The sequence below is a fragment of the Methylobacterium sp. Leaf112 genome, from assembly GCF_001423295.1.
Taxonomy (GTDB): Bacteria; Pseudomonadota; Alphaproteobacteria; order Rhizobiales; family Beijerinckiaceae; genus Methylobacterium.
Genome location: NZ_LMNG01000004.1, coordinates 75999 through 96658, shown reverse-complemented (window position 1 = coordinate 96658; position 20660 = coordinate 75999). Strand labels below are relative to the sequence as shown.

At 70.3% G+C, this 20660-nt stretch carries 19 protein-coding genes; 8 read left to right on the top strand and 11 right to left on the bottom strand.

All coding sequences use genetic code 11. The annotated features are described in order from the left end of the window. The first annotated feature begins 119 nt into the window (after positions 1–119). Both ASF52_RS04040 and ASF52_RS04035 read left to right on the top strand, forming a co-directional pair. Positions 120–455 (top strand): GCG_CRPN prefix-to-repeats domain-containing protein, encoded by a 336-nt coding sequence (locus ASF52_RS04040; protein ID WP_056168026.1) that lies wholly within the window; start codon positions 120–122, stop codon positions 453–455. Between the two features lie 111 nt (positions 456–566). After that, positions 567–2378, top strand: coding sequence for a methanol/ethanol family PQQ-dependent dehydrogenase (locus ASF52_RS04035; RefSeq protein ID WP_056168022.1), 1812 nt, complete (start codon positions 567–569; stop codon positions 2376–2378). 133 nt (positions 2379–2511) lie between these two features. Here ASF52_RS04035 and ASF52_RS04030 read toward each other — a convergent pair whose 3' ends face one another. After that, positions 2512–2943, bottom strand: coding sequence for a hypothetical protein (locus tag ASF52_RS04030; protein ID WP_056168020.1), 432 nt, complete (start codon positions 2941–2943; stop codon positions 2512–2514). Positions 2944–3049: 106 nt separating this feature from the next. After that, positions 3050–4138, bottom strand: coding sequence for a replication protein RepA (locus ASF52_RS04025; protein WP_443136648.1), 1089 nt, complete (start codon positions 4136–4138; stop codon positions 3050–3052). 584 nt (positions 4139–4722) lie between these two features. Between ASF52_RS04025 and mazG the strand changes: the two genes are divergently transcribed. Continuing rightward, a complete protein-coding gene (gene mazG / locus ASF52_RS04020) occupies positions 4723–5574 on the top strand; it encodes a nucleoside triphosphate pyrophosphohydrolase (protein ID WP_056168015.1) in 852 nt (283 codons plus the stop codon). Between the two features lie 127 nt (positions 5575–5701). Here the strand turns inward: mazG and ASF52_RS04015 are convergent, their stop codons facing one another. The 4 genes from ASF52_RS04015 to pabB are packed head-to-tail and all read right to left on the bottom strand — an operon-like array spanning position 5702 to position 8922. Then, positions 5702–6061 carry a DoxX family protein gene (locus ASF52_RS04015; RefSeq protein ID WP_056168124.1) on the bottom strand — a complete coding sequence of 120 codons (360 nt, stop codon included), beginning with the start codon at positions 6059–6061 and terminating at the stop codon, positions 5702–5704. A 41-nt stretch (positions 6062–6102) separates the two neighbouring features. Beyond that, positions 6103–6921, bottom strand: coding sequence for an aminotransferase class IV (locus tag ASF52_RS04010; protein WP_056168012.1), 819 nt, complete (start codon positions 6919–6921; stop codon positions 6103–6105). Further along, a complete protein-coding gene (locus tag ASF52_RS04005; RefSeq protein ID WP_056168006.1) occupies positions 6908–7531 on the bottom strand; it encodes an anthranilate synthase component II in 624 nt (207 codons plus the stop codon). The genes ASF52_RS04010 and ASF52_RS04005 overlap by 14 nt, the downstream gene beginning before the upstream one ends. After that, positions 7528–8922 (bottom strand): aminodeoxychorismate synthase component I, encoded by a 1395-nt coding sequence (gene pabB / locus ASF52_RS04000; RefSeq protein ID WP_056168003.1) that lies wholly within the window; start codon positions 8920–8922, stop codon positions 7528–7530. Before pabB ends, ASF52_RS04005 begins: the two co-directional genes overlap by 4 nt. Before the next feature lie 242 nt (positions 8923–9164). Here pabB and rimO point away from each other — a divergent pair, with 242 nt between their 5' ends. Continuing rightward, a complete protein-coding gene (gene rimO / locus ASF52_RS03995) occupies positions 9165–10511 on the top strand; it encodes a 30S ribosomal protein S12 methylthiotransferase RimO (protein WP_056168001.1) in 1347 nt (448 codons plus the stop codon). Here rimO and pncA read toward each other — a convergent pair. The 3 genes from pncA to ASF52_RS03980 all read right to left on the bottom strand — a co-directional run bounded on the left by pncA (position 10493) and on the right by ASF52_RS03980 (position 13652). Further along, positions 10493–11128: a bifunctional nicotinamidase/pyrazinamidase gene (pncA, locus tag ASF52_RS03990; RefSeq protein ID WP_056167998.1), complete on the bottom strand. Its 636-nt coding sequence runs from the start codon at positions 11126–11128 to the stop codon at positions 10493–10495. The two genes, rimO and pncA, sit on opposite strands and share 19 nt — an antisense overlap. Before the next feature lie 43 nt (positions 11129–11171). Continuing rightward, a complete protein-coding gene (locus ASF52_RS03985; RefSeq protein ID WP_056167996.1) occupies positions 11172–12146 on the bottom strand; it encodes a quinone oxidoreductase family protein in 975 nt (324 codons plus the stop codon). A gap of 114 nt (positions 12147–12260) precedes the next feature. Continuing rightward, positions 12261–13652, bottom strand: a complete 1392-nt coding sequence (locus ASF52_RS03980; protein WP_056168121.1) for a GntP family permease — start codon at positions 13650–13652, stop codon at positions 12261–12263. Positions 13653–13818: 166 nt separating this feature from the next. Between ASF52_RS03980 and ASF52_RS03975 the strand changes: the two genes are divergently transcribed. Next, entirely contained in the window at positions 13819–15069 is a 1251-nt protein-coding gene (locus ASF52_RS03975) for an FAD-dependent monooxygenase (protein ID WP_082515181.1), read from the top strand. Positions 15070–15072: 3 nt separating this feature from the next. On the opposite strand, the gene ASF52_RS03970 is transcribed toward ASF52_RS03975, so the two are convergent. Further along, positions 15073–16320 (bottom strand): patatin-like phospholipase family protein, encoded by a 1248-nt coding sequence (locus tag ASF52_RS03970; protein WP_082515180.1) that lies wholly within the window; start codon positions 16318–16320, stop codon positions 15073–15075. A gap of 200 nt (positions 16321–16520) precedes the next feature. Between ASF52_RS03970 and ASF52_RS03965 the strand changes: the two genes are divergently transcribed. Together ASF52_RS03965 and hspQ are read left to right on the top strand one after the other, a co-directional pair. Then, positions 16521–17573, top strand: coding sequence for an HpcH/HpaI aldolase/citrate lyase family protein (locus ASF52_RS03965; RefSeq protein WP_056167993.1), 1053 nt, complete (start codon positions 16521–16523; stop codon positions 17571–17573). Positions 17574–17671: 98 nt separating this feature from the next. After that, positions 17672–17995, top strand: coding sequence for a heat shock protein HspQ (gene hspQ / locus ASF52_RS03960; RefSeq protein WP_443136647.1), 324 nt, complete (start codon positions 17672–17674; stop codon positions 17993–17995). A 107-nt stretch (positions 17996–18102) separates the two neighbouring features. Here hspQ and ASF52_RS03955 read toward each other — a convergent pair whose 3' ends face one another. Further along, positions 18103–18879 (bottom strand): invasion associated locus B family protein, encoded by a 777-nt coding sequence (locus ASF52_RS03955; protein WP_056167979.1) that lies wholly within the window; start codon positions 18877–18879, stop codon positions 18103–18105. A 461-nt stretch (positions 18880–19340) separates the two neighbouring features. Here ASF52_RS03955 and ASF52_RS03950 point away from each other — a divergent pair, with 461 nt between their 5' ends. After that, positions 19341–20549, top strand: coding sequence for an AMP-binding protein (locus tag ASF52_RS03950; protein ID WP_244473688.1), 1209 nt, complete (start codon positions 19341–19343; stop codon positions 20547–20549). Positions 20550–20660 lie beyond the last annotated feature (111 nt).

The window sequence follows — 20660 nt, the reverse complement described above, 5'->3', positions numbered from 1 at the left end:
CGGGGATCACAATCGCGCCCAGATCATGTCAGCGAGCGTTCAGCCGGGCGGGGGCATTTTGGTTGGCGATCCGGTCCTCGCGGCCGGATCGCCCTCACAACAGCAGAAGGGTCTGTTCCATGTCTGTGAACGCGCTCGTCGCGGCTCTCGCCGTCGCCTGCGGTGTCGGCCTCGCCTCGGCCGCCCATGCCGCTCCGCTGCCCCCGGCTCCCGCCGGCACCCTCGCGGCCCCGTTTGCCGGTTCCCCCACGGATGCCACGGTGCAGACCGTCGCCTTCGGTTGCGGCCCCGGTTGGGCGCCCAATCGCTGGGGACGGTGCCGGCCGATCTACCGGGGCTACGGCTACGGACCGCGTCCGTTCTACGGCCCCCGGCGCTTCTACGGGCCGGGCTACGCCTACGGACCACCGCGCCCGTTCTACGGCCCCCGCCCCGTCTACGGGCCGTTCTACTGATTCGGCTCCCGATCGAGGACGCGGGCGGGCTCTCCGCCCGCGTCCCTTCGCGCATGAGCCGTGAGGGTTGAAATCGCCTAGACCTCCCCGAACCACACCCGAGGGGATCCCATGCGTCGCGCGCTACCGCCCTGTCTTGGTCTTGGTCTTCTTGGTCTTGCCGCCCTGGCCGGGGCCACCCTCCCCGCGGGAGCCCAGGAGCCGGCCCAGGACGCGACGGGCGGGCCGATGCTCCAGACCGTGGACGCGGCCAACACCCGCTATTCGCCCCTCGACGGGATCACGGCCGAGAACGTCGCCCGCCTCCAGGTCGCCTGGACCTTCTCGACGGGCGTGTTGCGTGGGCACGAAGGCGCCCCGCTGGTGGTCGGCGCGGTGATGTACGTCCACACGCCGTTCCCCAACATCGTCTATGCCCTGGACCTCGACCACGACGGCCGCATCCTCTGGAAGTACGAGCCCAAGCAGGATGCGTCCGTCGTCGCGATGCTGTGCTGCGACACGGTCAATCGGGGTCTGGCCTACGCGGATGGGGCGATTCTGCTGCACCAGGCCGACACCACGCTGGTGTCCCTCGACGCCGCGACCGGCCGGGTGAATTGGGCGGTCCGCAACGGCGATCCGGCCCGGGGCGAGACCAACACCGCCACGGTCCTGCCGGTGAAGGACAAGATCCTCGTCGGCCTTTCGGGCGGCGAGTTCGGCGTGCGCTGCCACCTCACCGCCTACGACGCGAAGACGGGCCGGCGCCTCTGGCGGGCTTACTCCATGGGCACGGACGCCGACATGCGCGTCGATCCCGAAACCACCACCGTGCTGGGCCGGCCCATCGGCCGGGATTCCTCCCTGGCCTCGTGGGAGGGCGACCAGTGGAAGACCGGCGGCGGCTGCACCTGGGGCTGGTACGCCTACGATGCCGCCCTGAACCTCATGTATTACGGCACCGGCAATCCCTCGACCTGGAACCCCGGCCAGCGCCCCGGCGACAACCGCTGGGCGCAGTCCATCGTCGCCCGCGATCCGGATACGGGCCGGGCGCGCTGGCTCTACCAGATGACGCCCCACGACCAGTGGGACTACGACGGCGTCAACGAGATGATCCTGACCGACCAGGCGATGGACGGCCGCATGCGGACGCTGCTCACCCATTTCGACCGCAACGGCTTCGCCTACACCCTGGACCGCGCCACGGGCGAACTCCTGGTGGCGGAGAAGTTCGATCCGGCGGTGAACTGGGCCACGCACATCGACCTCGACCGGGCCTCGAAAACCTACGGCCGGCCCGTCCTCGATCCGCGCTACGCCCCCGAGCGGACCGGCGAAGACGAGACCACCCCGGGCATCTGCCCCGGCGCCATCGGCGCCAAGAACCAGCAGCCGGCGGCCTACTCGCCCCGGACGCGCCTGTTCTACGTGCCGACCAACCACATCTGCATGACCTACGAGCCGTTCCGGGTGACCTACACGCCCGGCCTGCCCTATGTCGGCGCCACCCTGAGCCTGCAGCCGCCGCCGGGCGACGGCCACACCGGCAGCCTCACGGCCTGGGACGGGGTGCGCGGACGGATCGCCTGGTCGATTCCCGAGCCGTTCTCCGTGTGGTCGGGCGTCCTCGCCACCGCCGGGGACGTGGTGTTCTACGGAACCCTCGAAGGCCATCTCAAGGCCATCGATGCCCGGACCGGCCGGGAACGCTACCGGTTCAAGACCCCGTCGGGCATCGTCGGCAACGTGACCACCTACACCCACAGGGGCCGGCAATACGTGGCGGTGCTCTCAGGGATCGGCGGCTGGGCCGGCATCGGGCTGGCCGCCGGTCTCACGGACCCCAACGACGGCGCCGGCGCCGTGGGCGGCTACGCGGCGCTCGCGAACTACACGGCGCTGGGGGGCCAGCTCACGGTGTTCGCCCTGCCGGACTGATGTCCGGGTTCGAAGGGTCGAGCCCTTCGCGGGTCCAGGCAAGAATTTACAAAGACCGGCCCTGGGTTCTGCGTCGGGCTCTGCCCGACACCCGCCGAAGGGGTGACCCCTTCGGGATCCCGGACCGGAAGGCTCACGCCCGATCGGCCTCCTCCTCCGAGGGTGCGTAGACCGCGTCGCCGAGGCGCCGCAGGGGGCCACCGGGGCCGGAGCGCTTCCACAGGCGGGTGTTGAGGGCGGCCACCGGATCGTGGCCGGGCAGGTCGAAACCCCGTGCCGTCAGGCCGGGCAGGATCTCGCCCGCATGCAGCGGCCGGTTGGCCTCGTGCAGGATGTCGAGGGCGGCGGCCACCAGGGCGCGCCCGTGGCGGCGGGCGGCGGCGATGTCCTCGCCCGGGCGCGCCTCGGGTTCGGCCGTCGGCGCCGGAGATGGGCGGGAGGCCGCACCGAGGCGGCGGCCGAGTTCGAGGTAGAGGGCATGGTCGGCGATCTGCCGGTCGAGGGCGTCGCGCTGTCGACGCAGGACAGCCAGAGCGGCTTCGATCTCGGCCTCGTTCGGAAACATCGCCACTCCATGGAATATTCTAATTAATCCCCGCCCGTAGGATTATCGGAATATTCCATGGAGACAAGAGAATGCGTATTATTCCCTGCCTTCCATCACCGACGCGTCAGGCCGCGACGGCCTTCCGGGCCGGCTTGCCGGCCCGCGGCGGAATCAGCAGGGCGCCGGCATCGGCCGGCTGGAGCAGCATGCCGTTGTCGTCCAGCCGGATCGGCAGCTTCGGGAACACCTCCTGCAGATGGGCGAGATCCGCCTTGAAGGCCTGCCGGAAGCTGCGGATGCTGGCATTGTCGGCGCCGAACTGCCTGTGCAGGTTGTCCCAGGTGAGCCGGAGGGGGCGCTGGAGCGCGCGCAGGCGGTAGCCGACCCAGAACAGCAGATCGAGCTTGCGCGCGGAGCCCGAGAACGCCCGGGCGGCCCGGATGTCCACCGGCAGGGCGTGCTGGATCAGATTGTCGTAGAAATCCTGGTGGAACTGGACGCTCTTCTGCCAGACCACCCCGTCGGCGCCCTGCGGCAGCCACAGGTCGAGCTGGCGGAACGGCGGGACGTTGAGGGTGCTGGCGCTGCCGGCCCCGTCCCACAGGCCGATCTGCAGGGTGCAGGCGGCGAGCCGCGCCAGCTGCTCCTTGAACTGCCGGATGGTGCCGCGCTCGCCGCCGGTGACGGCGAATCCCATCTCCTTCATGAAGCCCGACAGGCTGTCGGCCACCGCGATGGTGGGGCTTCGCTGGCGCACGGCCTCGGTGCAGAGGTGCAGGAGCACGAGGCGAGCCTTGGGGCCGTAGGGCAGGCCCTGGAACTCCATCTCGCCGGTGGCGGGGTTCTTCAGGCGTCCGGCCAGGAGACTGAGGGAATTGCGGCCGTATTCCCGAAAAAACTCACGGGCGTCGCCGGGGTCCCGGTAGGGCAGGCCGCAGAGCGCCAGCACCGAGTGGATGTGCTGGAGGTTCTCGGGCCCCGTGGGCTCGTTCTCGATGACCTCGCGCACGGCGTCGCGCCGGCGCTGGTCGCGCGCCATGGCCTGCCGCCGCCCGGCGACGGCCCCGCGGGCGGCGGCCTCGGCGTCCCGCGCCCGCTGCCGGTGCAGGATGGTCTCCGCGATGGTGGCGAACAGGAAGCCGCCGCGCGCCGCCTCGACCTCGGCCAGGAGATCGGCGTCGCGGATGCCCGCCAATGTGTCCTCGATCCCCAAAAGCCGCGATCCCGAACCCGTGCCGTCCGCGCCGATGCGGCGCCATGAGGACGGGACCATGCCCGATCCGGGGCACGGGAGTCTCACGGGCGGACGGCGTCATCCCGGCTATCCACCGGCCGGGACTCGTGAATTCGATCCTGCGGGTCGCGCGTCCGGACCGGGCGAGGGCGGCACGCAGAGTTCGATACGGGGTCGGTTTTCGAACTATCCCCGGAGTTCACCGGCCGGATCCGGTTTCCACGCCGAACCCAATACGCGGATGCGCCGAATCCCATACGCCCACCCCCGTTTCCCACGCAGAGTTCGATACGGACCGGCGCAGAGTTCGATACGAAACCACGCAGAGTTCGATACGCGAACAGGGCTCAACCCCTTCTGCGCACGCATGTTTTCGGCTTCTCATATAACCTGCATAACTGACTCTCTGAGAATCTCTTACTGATACCTTTCCTAAGGGGATCGGGCGCCGTTCGGTTTAACGAACACGCTGGGCAAAGGGGGTTTTGGGGGGCTTTTGAAGGGATGCGCACCGCCTGTCCCGGATCTGTCCCCAGCCTCACCCCTCCCCGGCCGGATCGGCTATGGGTTCCTTCGCCCTCGCCGCAAACGTCCCGGAGTCTCCCTTGACCATCGACGCGCTCCTGACCCTGATGGCGGCCCTGCGCGACCCGGAGACGGGTTGCCCCTGGGACCTCGCCCAGACGCACGCCTCCATCGCACCCTACGCCGTGGAGGAGGCCCACGAGGTCGTGGACGCCATCGAACGGGACGACGCGGCGGATCTGCGCGACGAGCTCGGCGACCTGCTGCTCCAAGTCGTGTTCCACGCCCGGATCGCCGAGGAGGCCGGGCGCTTCACCTTCTCGGACGTGGTGGACGCCATCGTCGCCAAAATGGTCCGGCGCCACCCGCACGTGTTCGCCCCCGACGGCGGCCCGGTACCGGCGGGCTCATCCTTGCGCGATCCGGCGGCGGTGGAGCGGCAATGGGCGGCGATCAAGGCGGCCGAGCGGGCGGGGCGGCCGACGCGCGACCCGGGTCCCCTCGACGGCATCGCCCGCGCCCTGCCCGCCCTCAGCCGCGCGGAAAAACTCTCGGCCCGGGCGGCGACCTACGGCTTCGACTGGTCGGACTCGGCCGACGTCGTCGCCAAGGTCCGCGAGGAGACCGACGAGGTCGCTGACGCCATGCTCAACGGCACCCCGGCGGATGTGATCGAGGAGGTCGGCGATCTGCTGTTCTCGGTGGCCAACCTCGCCCGCCATCTCGGGATCGATCCGGAATATTCCTTGAGATTAGGGAATACGAAGTTCGAGCGGCGCTTCACCGCCATGGCGGCCCGCCTCACGGCCGACGGGAATACGCTGGGCGACGCGTCCCTAGACACCATGGAGGCCGCCTGGACGGCGGTGAAGCGAGCCGAGAAGAGGTGAGAGTCAGGGTGCGAAGGGCTAGCCCTTCGCTGGTCCAGGGCGGAGCCCTGGTGGTCTTCGTCGGGCTCTCCCCGACACCCGCCGAAGGGGTGACCCCTTCGGAATCCCGGACACGGACGCCCTGCCCTCACTTGGTCCGGCGGGGCCAGTCGATCACGTGGGTGGCGTAGAGGGCCCACCAGACGAAGACCGGCTGAAACGCGAGGCGCGGCCCGTGATACCACCACGAATCCGGCAGGCCGGCGACGGGGATGCCCTCCACCGCGTGCTTGATGTTGGCCGGGAACACGCAGACGGCGTAGAGGGCGAGCCCGATGCCGGCCCAGCGCCGGGTCGGCGGCCAGATCAGGCCGGCGACGCCGGCGAGTTCGCAGAGGCCCGTGAGGATCACCACGCGGCGCGGGGCCGGCACCCAGTCCGGCATGATCGGCAGGAACGCGTCGGGGGCGGCGAGATGCACGATCCCGATGAAGCCGTAGGCCGCCATCAGGGCGAGGCGCAGCCACCAGCGGTGATCGCGCGGCCCGGTCACGCCCGCATGGCCGCGCGCAGGGCCTCGCTCAAGGCCGTGACGGCCGGATGCTCGGCAAACGCCGTCGCGCCGACGGCCCGCACGGGGGCCAGCCCGCGCAGGGAATTGGTGAGGAACACCGCCTCGGCGCCGAGGAAGTCCGGGAGTTCGAGGGGCCGCTCCTCGACCACGAGCCCGAGGCCCGGGGCCAATCCTAAAAGTTCGGCGCGGACGATGCCGGCGAGCACGCCCTCCGACAGGGGCGGGGTGACGAGGCGGGTGCCGAACACCGCGAACAGGTTGCCAGTGCCGGCGCAGGCGACGCGCCCGTGGGTGTTGCAGAACAGGGCCTCGTCGAACCCGGCCGCCTGCGCCTCCCCCGCCGCCAGCACGGCGTCGAGGTAGCCGAGCGTCTTCCAGCGCGCGGCCGGCGAGGTGTCGTTGCGGCGGATGTCCGTGGGATGCAGCGTCAGGGAGGCGAAGGGCAGGGCGGGCGGGAGCGGCGCCGCGCTCGCCCACAGGACCGGGCGCGGCTCGGCCGGGGGCGCGAGGCCGCGCGGTCCCGCGCCCCGGGTCACGGTAGTGCGGATCGCCGCCAGCTCCCCTGCCCCGTCGGCCACGGCCCGCATGGCTTGCGTGATGCGCGCCGGGTCGACGAAGAACCCGAGGGCCCGCGTGGCGGCGGCCAGACGCGCGACATGCGCGGCCTCGAACACGATGCGGCCGTCGCGGGCGAGCGCCGTGTCGAACACCCCGTCGCCCAGGGTCAGGCCCCGGTCGGCGAGGTCGAACTGGGCCGTCGGCCCCGCAATGAGGGCGCCGTCAAACCACGGCATGGGACCGCACCCGCTCCTGCCCCTCCCCCGCGCGCCAGGCGCGGGCCAACTCCAAAAAATTGCCGAACAGGGCGTGGCCGTGCTCGGTCAGCACGGATTCCGGGTGGAACTGGATGCCCCAGGTCGGATGCTGCGTGTGGGACAGGGCCATCACCTCGCCCTCGGCCGAGACGGCGTCCACGGTGAGCGACCTTTCCATGCCGGGCTCCGGCGTGACGATGAGGGAATGGTAGCGTCCCACCTGCATCGGGCTCGGCAGGTCGGCGAACAGGCCTTGCCCCCCGTGGGTGATGGGGGTCGCCTGGCCATGGAGCGGCCGGCCTGCCCGTTCGACGCGACCACCGAAGGCCGCCCCGATGGCCTGGTGGCCGAGGCAGACGCCGAGCAGGGGGATCGCGCCGGACAGCTCGCGGATGGCGGGGAGCGAGATGCCGGCCTCGGTGGGCGTGCAGGGGCCGGGCGAGATCACGATCGCCTCGGGGGCGAGCGCCCGGATGCCGGCGACATCGACGGCGTCGTTGCGCACCACCCGCACGGTCTGTCCGAGTTCCTCGAAGTACCGCACCACGTTGAAGACGAAGGAATCGTAATTGTCGATGACGAGGATCACGGCGCGCCCTCCCCGTCCGGCTCGAACGCCTGGAACACCCGCGCGGCCTTGGTCAGGGTCTCCTCGTATTCGCGGCCCGGGTCGGACAGCAGGGTGACGCCGCCGCCCGCCTGAAGCACGGCCGTGTGGCCCTCCATCACCACCGTGCGGATGGCGATGGAGGTGTCGAGGCTACCGTCGAAGCCCAGGGCCCCGATGGCGCCGCAATAGAGTTCGCGGGCGTCGCCCTCGATCTCGGTGATGATGTCCATGGCGCGCAGCTTCGGTGCTCCGGTGATGGAGCCGCCGGGGAAGGTCGCCTGGATCAGGTCGATGGCGTCCATCCCGTCCTTCAGGGTTCCGGTGACCACGGACACGAGATGGTGGACGGAGGCGTAGGATTCGAGCCCGCACAGGACCGGCACCCGCACGCTGTGCGGTTCGCAGATGCGCGAGAGGTCGTTGCGCAGGAGGTCGACGATCATGATGTTCTCGGCGCGCTCCTTGGGGTCGGCCTGGAGCGCGGCCCCCAGGCGCGCATCCTCCGCCAGGTCGGCGACGCGGCGCACCGTGCCCTTGATCGGGCGGGTCTCGATGTCCCGCCCCGAGAGCTTGAGGAAGCGCTCGGGGCTGCTCGAGGCGACGCGTAGGGTCTCGAAGGCGAGATAGGCACCGAAGGTCGCCGGGTTGGTGGCGCGCAGGCGGCGGTAGAGACCGAGCGCATCGAAGCCCGCCGGCAGGCTGGCCTCGAAGCGCTGGGCGATGTTGGCCTGATAGATGTCTCCTGCGCGGATGTAGTCCCGCACCCGCTCCACCGCGGCCTCGTAGGCGCCCTTCGTGAAGTTGGAGTGCCAGACCAGGGGACCCTGCGCCGCCGGCTCGGGCGTCGGACGGGCGCCGGAGAGGCAATGCGCGAACAGGGCGAGGCGCGCCTGTGCCCGGGCCTGCCGGGCGGCGGGGTCTCGCTCGGGAAAGCCCGTGGCCATGAGCCGGCAGGTGCCGCTCTCGTGGTCGATGGTGAGCACCGTGTCGTAGAGGTTGAAGGCGATGTCGTCGCACAGGCCCGCGCGCCGGGCCGGGGCCGCCACCCGCTCCAGGCGTCCGCCGAGATCGTAGGCGAAGTAGCCGATGGCCCCGCCGGTGAAGCCCGGTTCGCCCGGCTCCGGGTCGATCCGGTAGGGCGCGAGGCAGGCGCGCAGGGCGTCGAGGCCGGTGCCGGGCACGGGCGCGCCGTCCAGGGTGGCCTGACCGTCGCGATACCGGAACCGGGCGAACGGGTCCGCCGCCAGGGTCGAGGTCCGGCCGAGGGTCGGGTGATGCATGGCGCTGTCGAGGAAGGCGAGCCCCGGCAGGTGCGCCAGGGCTTCTGCCGCCGCGACGGGATCGACGAACGGGATGTCTGCGGTCCACATGATGATGGGGGCTTAGAGAGTCACGCGGCAATGGGATACCCGCCCTGCCCTGCGGCAAGGATTCCGGGTTTTTCTGAGTTGGCACGCGCTTGGCCGCCGGGGAAGCGGTCGCGATGCATGGCGCGCCCGAAACGGTGAGGCTCGCAAGCCGGCCCGGATGCGGCTATAGAGTTGTCAACTCACCCGATTTCCTCGAATCACCGGCCGTTCGACACTCGTTCGACCGCGCCCGACGAGTGCCCATGACCGCTTCACCCCTGCTGCCGCCGGCGTCTTCGAAGGCCGCGCCCAAGATTTCGTTCGTGTCGCTGGGCTGCCCCAAGGCGCTGGTGGATTCCGAGCGCATCCTCACCCACCTGCGGGCGGAGGGCTACGAACTCGCCCGGCGCCACGACGGGGCGGATGTCGTCATCGTCAACACCTGCGGCTTCCTCGATTCGGCGAAGGCCGAATCGCTCTCGGCCATCGGCGACGCCATGGCGGAGAACGGCCGGGTCATCGTCACCGGCTGCATGGGCGCGCAGCCCGAGGAAATTCGCGAGAAGTACCCGAACCTCTTGGCCGTCACCGGCCCGCAGGCCTACGAATCCGTGGTGGCGGCGGTGCACGAGGCGGTGCCTCCGGCCCACGACCCGTTCCTCGACCTCGTGCCGCCGCAGGGTGTGAAGCTCACCCCGCGCCACTACGCTTACCTCAAGATTTCAGAGGGTTGCAACAATCGCTGCACCTTCTGCATCATCCCGTCCCTACGCGGCGACCTCGTCAGCCGACCTGCGGGCGACGTGCTGCGCGAGGCGGAAAAACTGGTCAAAGCCGGCGTCAAGGAACTGCTGGTGGTCTCGCAGGACACCTCCGCGTACGGCGTCGACATCCGCTACGCCACGAGCCTGTGGCAGGGCCGCGAGGTCCGGGCGAAGTTCTACGATCTCGCCGCCGAGCTCGGCGAGCTCGGGGCCTGGGTGCGGATGCACTACGTCTATCCCTACCCGCACGTGGACGACGTCATCCCCCTGATGGCCGAGGGCAAGATCCTGCCCTATCTCGACATGCCGCTGCAGCACGCCTCACCCTCCGTGCTCAAGCGCATGCGCCGGCCGGGCAACCAGGAGAAGCAACTGGAGCGCATCCGGCGCTGGCGCGAGATCTGCCCGGATCTCGCCATCCGCTCGACCTTCATCGTCGGATTTCCCGGCGAGACCGAGACCGAGTTCGAGGAACTGCTCGCCTGGATCAAGGAGGCGAAACTCGAGCGCGTCGGCTGCTTCGCCTACGAGCCGGTGAAGGGCGCGCCCGCCAACGAACTCGGTGACGCGGTTCCGCCGGAAGTCCAGGCCGAGCGCAAGCGCCGGTTCATGGAGGCGCAGCAGATCGTCTCCGCGCGCCTGCAGAAGGCGCGGGTCGGCAAGCGCCTGCCTGTCATCATCGATGCGGTGGAGGGCGGCATCGCCAAGGGGCGCTCGAAATACGACGCGCCGGAGATCGACGGCAACGTCCACGTCACCTCCCGCCGCCCGCTCCGCATCGGCGACATCGTCACCGTGAAGATCGAGCGGGCGGACGCCTACGATCTCTACGGCAGCGCGGTGTAGGCCGCGCTCTCGACGAAACCGACCCCGGCCGCCGCCATGGCGGCCATGGCGCGGGCGACCGAACCCTCGATGTCGATGCCCCTCACGGCATCGGTGACGACCACGGCCTCGAACCCCGCTGCGCGGGCATCGAGGGCAGTCCAGCCGACGCAGTAATCCGTGGCGAGGCCGCACACGACCACGCGGGTGAACCCGCGCTCGCGCAGGTAGCCGGCGAGCCCGGTGGGCGTGGTCCGGTCGGCTTCCAGGAACGCCGAGTAGCTGTCGACATCGGACTGGTGCCCCTTGCGGACCACCAGTTCGGCGCGTTCGGCTCGAAGCCCGGGGGCGAGGGCGGCACCGGCCGTTCCCCGCACGCAATGCTCCGGCCACAGCACCTGGCGGCCGTAGGGGAGCACCACGCTCTCGAACGCCGCCCGGCCCGGATGGCTGGTGGCGAAGGAGACGTGGCCCGGCGGGTGCCAGTCCTGGGTCACCACCACGTGGGCGAACCGGTCGATGAGGCGGTTGATCGGGGCGATCACCGCGTCGCCGTCCGGCACGGCGAGCGCCCCGCGGGCCAAGAAATCGACCTGCACGTCGACGACGAGGAGGATATCCGATGATCCGGGGATCACGGCGTCCTCCGATCCCGGGAGAACAGGATCCGAGTGGACAGGATCACGGGATCATCACCGTGGCGCCCGTGGTCTTGCGGCTGGCGAGATCGCGGTGGACTTGGGGGGCCTCCGAGAGCTTCGCCTGGGCGTGGACGGGAATCGTCACCGCGCCGCTCGCCACCACGGAGAACAGGTTCTTGGCCATGGCGTCCAGGGTCTCGCGCTTGCCCGCATGGGCGAAGAGCGAGGGGCGGGTGGCGTAGAGCGAGCCTTTCTGGCCGAGGAGCGCGAGGCTGAAATCGTCCACGGGACCCGAGGCCGAGCCGAAACTCACGAAGAGACCCAGCGGGCTGATGCAGTCGAGGGACGCCGGGAAGGTGTCGCGGCCGACGCCATCGTAGACCACCGGCACGCCCTTGCCGCCGGTGATCTGCTTCACCCGGGCGGCGAAATCCTCGTCGCGGTAGAGGATGACGTGGTCGCAGCCGTTGGCCCGCGCGAGTTCCGCCTTCTCGGCCGAACCGACGGTGCCGATGACGGTGGCGCCGAGGTGCTTCGCCCATTGGCAGGCGATGAGGCCGACGCCGCCGGCGGCGGCGTGAAACAGGATCGTATCGCCGGCCTTCACCCGGTAGGTCCGGTGCAGGAGGTACTCGGCGGTGAGACCTTTCAGCATCATCGCGGCGGCGGTGGTGTCCTCCACCCCGTCGGCGAGATGCACGGCGGCGCTGGCCTGGATCACCACCTCCTCCGCATAGGTGCCGGCGGCCGAGCCGTAGGCCACGCGCTCGCCGGCCCGGAACTCGGTCACGCCCTCGCCCACCGACACCACGGTGCCGGCGCCCTCGTTGCCGGGGGTGAAGGGCAGTTGCGGCACCTTGTAGGCGCCCGAGCGGAAGTAGATGTCGATGAAGTTGACGCCGATGGCGCTCTGGCGGACGCGGATCTGCCCTGGGCCCGGCTCGGCCACCGTGACGTCCTCGTAGCGCATCATCTCGGGGCCGCCGTATTCGTGGACTCGGATCGCCTTCGGCATAGGGCATAGCTCCTCGTGGTAGTCAGTTCAGAGCCGACATAGACGGTGTGCTGCGAAGGGCAATGGCGCATCGCCCCTGCCCGGCGGGTGAGCCGTTCGCGGAGCCCCTGCGCCTCATACGATCCCGGTGAGGTAGTAGATTGCGATCACCACGAACACGGCCGTCGTCTTGAGAACCGTGATGGCGAAGATGTCGGCGTAGGCCTGCCGATGGGTCAGTCCGGTGACGGAGAGAAGCGTGATCACGGCGCCGTTGTGAGGCAGCGTGTCCATGCCCCCGCTCGCCATGCTGGCCACCCGGTGCAGCACCTCCATGGGGATGCCGGCCCCTTGCGCCGCCGCGATGAAGGTGCCCGACATGGCTGCGAGCGCGATGCTCAAGCCGCCCGAGGCCGAACCGGTGATGCCGGCGAGCGCCGTCACGGTGACGGCCTCGTTCACCAGGGGGGTCGGGATCGCCGAGAGCGCCTCGCGGATGGCGAGGAAGCCCGGGAGTGCTGCGATGACCGCGCCGAAGCCGTACTCGGAGGCGGTGTTCATGGCGGCCAGTAGCGCACCCGCTACCGCCGCCCGGCTGCCCTCGGCGAAGCCCTGGGCGACGGGCTTCCAGGCGAAAGCCAGCACCGTGAGGATGCCGGCGAGCAGCGCCAGCTCAACGGCCCAAATGGCGGTGACCGAGGCGATCGTCGTCACGATGGGCTTGTCGAGGCCGGCGAGCGCCGTCTCGACCTTGGACCCGTAGAGGCGCGGGATCGCTGCCGTGAAGGCGAGGTTCGCGAGCCCCACCACCACGAGCGGCAGGAGGGCGATGGCCGGGTGCGCCCGCGCGGCGACATCCATCACCGCCGGTTCGTTGGTGTGGCCGCTGCCGTAGCCCTCGCCCCTCCGCTTGGCCGCCGCGATGCGCGCATCCAGGTAGGCGACGCCGATGACGAGGATGAAGGCCGCGCCGATGAGCCCGAGCCAGGGGGCCGCCCAGGTGGTGGTGTTGAAGAAGGTGGTCGGGATGATGTTCTGGATCTGCGGCGTGCCCGGCAGGGCGTCCATGGTGTAGGAGAACGCGCCGAGCGCGATGGTGCCGGGGATCAGGCGCTTCGGGATGTCGGAGAGGCGAAACGCTTCGGCCGCGAACGGGTAGACCGCGAACACCACGACGAAGAGCGAGACGCCCCCATAGGTGAGCAGGTTGCACACCAGAACGATGGAGAGGACGGCCCGCCTGGCGCCGACGACCTCGATCACCGCCGTGACGATGGAGCGCGAGAAGCCCGACATCTCGATGACCTTGCCGAACACGGCGCCCAGCAGGAACACGGGCAAGTACAGCTTCACGAAGCCGACCATCTTCTCCATGAACAGGCCGGAGAACACCGGCAGCACGGCGGAGGGATCGGTGAGCAGCACGGCCGCGAGCGCCGCGATGGGGGCGAACAGGATGACGCTGAAGCCGCGATAGGCCACCAGCATGAGGAAGCCGAGCGCGAAGAGCGCGATGGCGAGGTTCACGGGCATCTCCGGCGCGGGCGGACGGGTGTTCTCGCCCGGGATGCTAACCGGCGCTGTTTTCCCGCACCATCGCGTCCCTTGACCGATCCGGGCTCCTCCCTCTGTAAGGGGTGACGGATCGGCCGGTCTGTCCCACGTCGACACCTGCCTTCGATCCCCGCATCGGATGGGCCGTGCCCAGGAGAACAGCCCCGTGGCCCCATCGCCTGATACCGTTTCGCGCGTGGGGGCCCCCTTCGCGGTGGCCGTCGTCGGCGCCGGGGCCGCCGGCCTCGGGGCCGCCCTGGCGCTCGCCCGCGACGGCATCCCCACCGCCCTCGTCGGCCGGCACGCGCCCGTGGCCGACGGGCGGACCGTGGCCCTCCTCGACGGGTCGGTGCGCTTCCTCAGGGCGCTCGGTGCCTGGGAGGGCATCGCTCCTCACGCGAGCCCGCTGGCCGAGCTTCATATCGTCGACGACACCGGCAGCTTGTTCCGGCCGCCCCCGGCCCGCTTCGTCGCGACCGAGATCGGCCTCGATGCCTTCGGCTGGAACGTCGAGAGCGCCCGGCTCGTCGAGAGCCTGCGGGCGCAGGCCCGGGCCATGGCCAACCTCACCCTGTTCGAGAGCGACGCGGCCGAGTTCCACGTGGGCGCGGAGGCCGCCGATCTCACCCTCGCGGACGGCACGCGCCTGTCCGCCCGCCTCGCGGTCGGGGCCGACGGTGCCCGCTCGAAGCTGCGGGCTGCCGCCGGTCTCGTCCCCCGGGAATGGTCCTACCCGCAGGCCGCCATCACCACGATCCTCGCCCACACCCGTCCTCACCGGGACGTCTCGACGGAGTTCCACACGCGGCAGGGGCCGTTCACCCTGGTTCCGCTGCCGGGTGGCCACCGCTCCAGCCTCGTTTGGGTGATGGCCGACAGGCGGGCGCAGGCCATGGCGGCCCTCGACGAGGCCGGGCTCGCACGCGCCGTGGAGACCCAGGCGCAGGCGATGCTGGGGGCCATGCGGATCGACGGGCCGCGCGGCCTCGTCCCCATGCGTGGCCTCGCCCTGACGAGTCCGGTTTCCGCCCGCCTCGCCCTTGTCGGCGAGGCGGCCCATGTCTTCCCGCCCATCGGCGCGCAGGGCCTCAACCTCGGTCTGCGCGATGCGGCGGCCCTGCGGGACGCCGTCGTGGAGGCGGTGGGCGACGGACGCGACCCGGGCTCGCGGGCGGCACTGGCGGGGTTCGCCCGGGGTCGCAGTCGCGACGCGCGCCTGCGGACCCTGGCGGTGGACACCCTCAACCGAAGCCTGCTCACCGGCTTCCTGCCCGTGGACGCGCTGCGCGGCCTCGGGCTCCTCGCCATGACGACGATCGCACCCTTGCGCCGGATCGTCATGCGCGAGGGCGTGGTGCCGCGTCTCGGTGCCCCGAGCTTGATGCGGTGACGTTCAGCGCCGGGCCAAATCTTTGACGGCGTGGCCCGAGGACGTGTGCTGCGGCTCCGTCGCCCCCGGTCGCGAGACCGTCGGGCGAACGGCGTCGATGCCCTCCCCGGTGAACGCCGTGCCGGCCCGTCCCAGGGCCTCGCCGTGGGCGAACAGCGCCCTCATGTAGGTCTGGTCGAAGGGCACCGTGCTCGTCCGGGTGAAGCGCCCGTCGATTTCGGCGACACGAAGGTCGAGGCCCGTGCGCTGGGCGAACCCTCGGCTAAGCGCGAGGGCCGCGCGGGTCTGCGCCTTGATCGCCGCCGACATGGACCGGCCGAGCACGCTCAGGGTGGTGCGCGAGGCCATCTGGAAGTGCGGCGCAAGCGTGTTGTTGATCACGAGGTAGACCCGGTGGGTCGGCAGGGCGACCGGGTCGGCGGAGAGCAGCGTCGCTTCGGGGGCGAGGTAGTACGGCGCCGTGGTCCCGCCGTCGTCGTGCATTTCCTGGATCGGCCTGGACCCTGCCATGGCCTGCACCATCACCGGCGGAAACACCCCCGGCACCGCCGAGGACGCGAGGATGATGTCCCGGAACAGGGCGAGGGCCTTCGGGCCGCCCGTCGCGGCGATGGCGCCCATGTCCCACAGCACCGGCCGCTCGGAATCCACCGCCGTGGTGGCGATGAGGAGACGCCGTCCCTTTGCGTGCTCGGCCGCGATGGCCTGAAGCAGCTTCGGAGTCACCGATTGGTCGATGCGCCGCTTGAGCGGCCAGGTGTCGGTCAGGGCTTCGTTGGTGCCGCCGAATTCGAAGACGTCGGCGGCCGAGATGTCCGTGTAGGCCTTGTGCAAGGCTTCATCGCCGCCCGACCCGACGAAGGCGAAGGGGGCGATCATCGCACCCGTGCTGACGCCCGTGATCACGCCGAAGCTCGGCCGGGTGCCGGCCTCGCTCCACCCCTTGAGGAGACCGGCCGCGAAGGCGCCGTTCTCGCCGCCGCCCGAGAGCACCAGCCAGGGGTCGGCGACGGCCCGTGCGTCGTCGAGGAGCCGGGCGAAGGCGGCCGGATCGTCACCGGGGATGCGCAGGCCCGCGGGAAGTCCGTCGGGTCGCGCCGATGCGGCGTCCGCGGCGGTGAAGACGGTGCGTTCTGGGGGCCTGCCTCGCTCGGCGGCGGAACCCGGCTGTGGGAGGCCGAGACCGATGACGGCCGCGCACACGAGCGCCGTGGACCGGAGGCCGATACGGCTGATCGATGATCCGGACATGGGTCCGTCCTTCGTTCGTCGTCGAGGTGCCCGCCTCGTCCTCAGAACGTGAGTCGGCGGGTCTCGTTCCGGATGGTCCTCTCATCCCAGCCGCATGGCAAATGGTTTGGTGTGTCCGCGCACCTTTACGACGGGGGCAGGCTTGAACTAACCGCTGGGGCGGGACCCCGACACACAAGAACACGGAGCCTGAGACGCCGATGAAATTGCCCCGCCGCTTCTTCCAGCCGCTCGCCACCGGCGCGCCCGCACCGTTCCGTGAGCTTCCGGTGAAGCTCGAGCGCATGATCCACTTCGTGCCGCCGCACAACGACAAGGTCCGCGCCCGCGTGCCCGAGCTAGCCGCCACCGTCGACGTGGTGCTGGGCAACCTCGAGGACGCCGTGCCCGTCGATCAGAAGGAGGCCGCGCGCAAGGGCTTCGTCGCCATGGCGCGGGCCACCGACTTCGCCGCGTCCGGCACCGGCCTGTGGACCCGCATCAATGCCCTGAACTCGCCTTGGATTCTCGACGACCTGTTCGAGATCGTCTCCCAGGTCGGCGACAAGCTCGACGTGGTGATGGTGCCCAAGGTCGAAGGGCCGTGGGACATCCACTACGTCGACCAGCTGCTCGCCCAAATCGAGGCGAAGCACGGCGTGAAGAAGCCCATCCTCGTCCACGCCATCCTGGAGACGGCCGAGGGTGTGGCCAACGTCGATGCCATCGCCTCCGCCTCGCCGCGCATGCACGGCATGAGCCTCGGCCCCGCCGATCTCGCGGCGTCCCGCGGCATGAAGACCACCCGCGTCGGCGGCGGCCACCCGGATTACCGCGTCATTGCCGATCCGACTTCGGACGGCGCCGTCCGCGCCTCCGCCCAGCAGGATCTCTGGCACTACACGATTGCGAAAATGGTCGATGCCTGCATGGCCAACGGCCTCAAGGCCTTCTACGGCCCGTTCGGCGACTTCTCCGACGGGGACGCCTGCGAGGCTCAGTTCCGCAACGCCTTCCTCATGGGCTGCGCCGGGGCCTGGACACTGCACCCGAACCAGGTCGCCATCGCCAAGCGCGTGTTCGCGCCCGATCCGGCGGAGGTCGCCTTCGCGGTGCGCATCGTCGAGGCGATGCCCGACGGCACCGGTGCGGTGATGCTGGACGGCAAGATGCAGGACGACGCCACCTGGAAGCAGGCGAAGGTCATCGTCGATCTCGCCCGCCTCGTGGCCGACAAGGACCCGGAACTCGCCAAGACCTACGGTCTGACCTGAAGGCGTCGGTTGTCGTCGGCGGCATCGTCGCCGATGACAACCGCGGCGGGCCGGCTTATCTGACGGGGATGAGCGATACGATTTCCGCCGCGCCCGAAATGAGAACCGCCAAGTTCGGCTTAGGCGCCGTGGTCCGGCACCGGATCTATCCGTTCCGCGGCATCGTGTTCGATGTCGATCCGGTGTTCGACAACACCGAGGAATGGTGGCTGGCGATTCCCGAGGAGGTTCGGCCGCGCAAGGACCAGCCGTTCTATCACCTGCTCGCCGAGAACGCCGAGAGCGAGTACGTCGCCTACGTCTCCGAGCAGAACCTCGTGCCGGATACCTCCGGCGAAGCCCTGCGCCACACCGGCATCGCCGAGGTGTTCGAGCGCGATGCGGAGGGCACCTACCGGATGCGGACGTCCCAGGCGAACTGACCGCAAGTTCGAAAGCGCCCGAAACGAGAAAGGCCGGGCGATCCTTCGCCCGGCCTTTCTCGTTTCGAATCCCAGTGGATCGCGGCGTGGCCGCGATCCGATCGCTCTCAGGGCTTGGGCGCGGCGGCCGGAGCCGGGGCAGCCGCACCACCGGTGGCGTTCTGCTGCTCGAGTTTCTTGCGCATGTCGTCGCTGCGCTTCTCCAGCTCGGACTGGAGCTTCTTCTGCTGCTCTTCCAGCACCTTCGGGTCGATGGCGGGGCCGTCGAAGGCCTTGCCGAAGCCGGCGAGCGGCACCGCGAAGGTGACCTCGCGCTGGGTCTGGTTCTGGACGCTGACGTTGAGGGTGGTGCCCTTCTTCATCGCGTTGACGACGTCGTTGCCGACGCCGCCGGCCTCGGCGAAGCAGCCATTGGGGAAGCAGACGGCGAACTTGCCCGGCGTGCCCTGCTGACCGTCGACGGTGAAGCGGATGCCCGGCTGCAGCAGCAAGCCCAGCGGCAGCAGGTAGCGCACCACGCGTACGTTCTGCTGGGCGTTCTTCATGTCGTAGACGGCGACGGCGAGGACCGGCTGGCCCTGATCGGAGACGAAGTCGCGGGTGGTGTAGCAAACGTCCGTTGCGCTCGCCTGGTCCTTGCCGCAGACCTTGGTCCACTCGGTCTGGGACGGCTCGGACTTCACGTTGACGGTTTGGGGACCGGTCTGCTGCTGCGCCATGCCGCCGCCCGCGGGAGCGGCCGGTGCCGTCGGGGCAGGGGCCGTCGGCGCAGGCGCGCCCGGCTTCGGCTTCGGAGCCTGCGCGAGGGCCGGTCCGGCAAGACCCGCCAGGGCAAGGAACGCGGCGATGCGCAGCGGGCGCGCGGGACGGTTGGCGAAGGACATCAGGTCTGGCCCCTTGGAATCTGGAAATCGACGGACTTGTATGGGAGGCGCGGCCGGGACGCGAGGTCCCGGTGGGCGTTTGGACGCGAAGCGACACGGTGACGACGGACTAGGACCCGCGCACCGGCTTGGCGGCCCAGCGCCGGCAGATCGGGTGTGTCCCGATCCCGCCTGAACGATTGCGCGCCTGCTTTCCTCAGGGAATGCGGCGAAGACATGACACCTGCCCCGTTCGGGCCGTTCGGGCAGGGCGGTTTAAGGCGCGCTTAACCCTAAGGGTTCATGAACGTGGGGCATCGGGAGTTCAAGCGCACGTGTCGGCGCAGCCAGCCATCTCATCCCCTTCACCGGGCTTCGCGACCGGCGCTGCCGCGCCGCGCGCTCCGGCCTCGCCCCGTCCCGCCCTGCTGAGCCTCCCGAGGTCCGCGGGCGATGCGACCGCCGCGCCGCGCGACCCCCTCTTGCGCGGCCAGCGCCTGTGCAGCCTGCTGGCCGCCACGGCCCATGCCCACCCGCAACGGATCGCCTTCGTCGATTCGCCGGATAAGCACCGCCGGAGTGGACGCCAATCCATCGTCTGGACCTACGCCGCCGCTGCCGAGATCGTGGCTCGCCTCGCCAACGGCCTCCGCGGCTGGCGGCTTCCGGCGGAGAGCCGGATCGGGATCGCCCTGCCGGACGCTATCGAGGGAGCCCTCGCCATCCTCGCGGTGGAAGCGGCCGGGCACGTTCCGGCCCTCCTGCCCGCAGCTCTGGACGAGGACGGCCTCGTCCTCGCCGTTCAGTCCGCCGGCATCAGCGCGGTCCTGACCCAGGCCCGCTTCGGCGCGACCCATCCGGCCGAGCGCCTGCGCCGGGTGGCCGCCCGGTATTTCGGCCTGCGCTACCTCGCCGCCTTCGGGCCGGACGTGCCCGACGGCGTCATCAACCTCGATGCCATGGTGCTCGACCAGTCCGGTGGCCCGTTCGCCCCGGGACCCGGCGGCTTGGTCAGCTTCGCCGGGGGCGATCCCGCCTGCCCGATCCACCGCAGCGCCGATGCCCTGGCGGCCGCCATCGCAGTGCATGGGATCACCGCCCGGATGGCGCCGGGCGAGCGTCTCCTCACACTCCTGCCCGGCAGCGACCTGCGCGGGCTCGTCACGGGTCTCGGTGCCGCCCTCGTGGCCGGCGCGACCTTCGAGGCGATGCCGATGTTCGAGGCGGCGGGATTCGCCGAGGCCCTGGCGCGCCCGGTGGCGACCCACCTTGTGGTGCCGGCGGCCTTGGAGGCCAACTTCGCCGCGAGCCACCTGCCTGCGACCCTTGCCAGTCTCGTACTCGTGCACCGCACGCCGAGCCGCTTCCCCCAGCGCCGCCTGTCCTCCCGTCCGGACGCGATTCCGGTGATCGACGTGGTCGCCTTCGAGGAGATCGCCCTGCTCACCGGCGCACGCCGTGACAACGATGTCACCCTCACGTTGGCGGCTCCCGAACGGGCCGATCCCCGGTCCATCCTGATGAGCCTGCGCCGCGACCCCGATGGCGCCCTCGCCTTTCGGGGACTCGCCTGTCACGCGGGGCCGCTGCAACGCGGCATTCCCCAACCGGATTTCGCGGATGGGTGGCTGCCCTCACCGTTTCGCGTGCTCGTCGCCGGCGACCGTGCCATGGGCGTCGAGGATCACTGAGGCATCGCACGCGAGCGCGTCACCAAATCGATCGCGTCACGTCATAAAATCGAGATCAAGCCGGATCCCAGTCAATCGAATCATCTGAATTTCAAAAATACCCTTTTCAGC